Genomic DNA, 1,680 nt, shown 5'->3' with positions numbered 1-1,680 from the left:
CGACCCTGGCTGTGTAAAAACGCGCGAGTCAGGTAGTGTTTTCCTGCCGCGATGCGGGGGGATCGGATGGGTCGTTTCGTTGAAGGAGCCGACCGCTCGCAGCTGAGTTTCCTGCCCGAGTGCCTGGACGACTGGGTCGATGAGGACAACCCAGCCCATGTGATCGAGGCCTTCGTCGAAGCGCTTGATCTGGCTGCGCTGGGCTTTGCCGGGGCGATCGCCAAGGCGACGGGCCGGCCCTCCTACCACCCGGCAGTTTTGCTGAAGCTCTACATCTACGGCTATCTCAACCGTGTGCAGTCGAGCCGGCGGCTGGAGCGCGAGGCCGGGCGCAACGTCGAGCTGATGTGGCTCGTCGGCCGGCTTGTTCCCGACCACAAGACGATCGCCGACTTCCGGAAGGAGAATGGCGCGGCGATCCGCCAGGTCTGCTCGCGCTTCGTAGCTCTGTGCCGGAACATGGGCCTGCTCGCGGGCGGCACCGTCGTTGTCGACGGGAGCAAGTTCAAGGCGGTGAACAACCGCGACAGGAACTTCACCCACGCCAAGATGGCGAGGCGCGTCGCGCAGATCGAGGAGAGCATCGCACGCTACCTGCATCAACTCGACAGCGCCGACCGGCAGGAGCCCGACGAGGCGATCGCCACCAAGACGGCGAGGCTCAAGGAGAAGGTCGCCCGGCTGAAGCAGGAGATGGGGCGGCTGGCCGCGCTCGATGGGCTGATGCGACGGAGCCCAGAGCAGCAGATCTCCCTGACCGATCCGGACTCCCGCTCGATGGCGACCAGCGGGCGCGGCTCCGGTGTCGTCGGCTACAACGTGCAGGTCGCCGTCGAGACGGATCACCACCTGATCATCACGCACGAGGTGACCAACATCGGCAACGACCGTGCGCAGCTTGCGCCCATGGCCAGGGCAGCAAAGGAGACGCTGGGCGCCGAACGCCTCGACGTCATCGCCGACCGTGGCTACTTCGACAGCGACCAGATCAAGGACTGCGTGGAGGCGGGCGTCACCGTCACCTTGCCCAAGCCGCAGACCTCAGGCGCGAAGGCCGACGGCCGCTTCGGGAAGCAGGACTTCGCCTATCTGCCCGAGCACGATGCCTATCGCTGTCCGGCCGGGGCGATCCTTCCCTATCACTACAGCAACGTAGAGAACGGCATGGAGCTGCGGCGTTACTGGTCGACGGCCGCCTGCGGCAGCTGTCAGATCAAGCGGCAGTGCACGCCCTCGAAGGAACGCCGCGTCACGCGATGGGTGCACGAGCACCTGGTCGAGGCGGTCCAGAAGAGGCTCGATGCCAATCCCGACGCAATGAGGGTCCGACGCGAGACGGTCGAGCATCCCTTCGGCACGATCAAGGCCAGAATGGGCGCCGCCCACTTCCTGATGAAGCGCTTGCCCAACGTCGCGGCCGAGATGGCCCTGCACGTGCTCGCCTACAACCTGACCCGGGTGATGAACGTCACCGGCCAGCGCGGCTTGATCGCCGCCATCAGAGCCACCTGAAGGCCCGGGCGCGAGCTCGTTCGAGCCCAATGGCGCTCTAAAGGAGCCACCCGCGGTCGGAGAGGTCACGACGAGCGAGTGGAGCAGCGAAACAGGCCAATCTGGCATCTCCGCCACGGTCGATCATCTCTCCTCTCGGTCCAAGGCGTTTTGACACGGCCAGGACCC

General features: G+C 65.7%; 1 protein-coding gene. It reads left to right on the top strand.

Features of this window, described 5'->3' with window-relative positions:
• The first annotated feature begins 66 nt into the window (after nt 1–66).
• Entirely contained in the window at nt 67–1,512 is a 1,446-nt protein-coding gene (locus B6S44_RS24860) for an IS1182 family transposase (RefSeq protein ID WP_129159568.1), read from the top strand.
• Nucleotides 1,513–1,680: the final 168 nt, after the last annotated feature.

The organism is Allobosea sp. Tri-44 (assembly GCF_004123845.1).
Taxonomy (GTDB): domain Bacteria; phylum Pseudomonadota; class Alphaproteobacteria; order Rhizobiales; family Beijerinckiaceae; genus Allobosea.
This window is presented reverse-complemented; position numbering and strand designations above follow the sequence as displayed.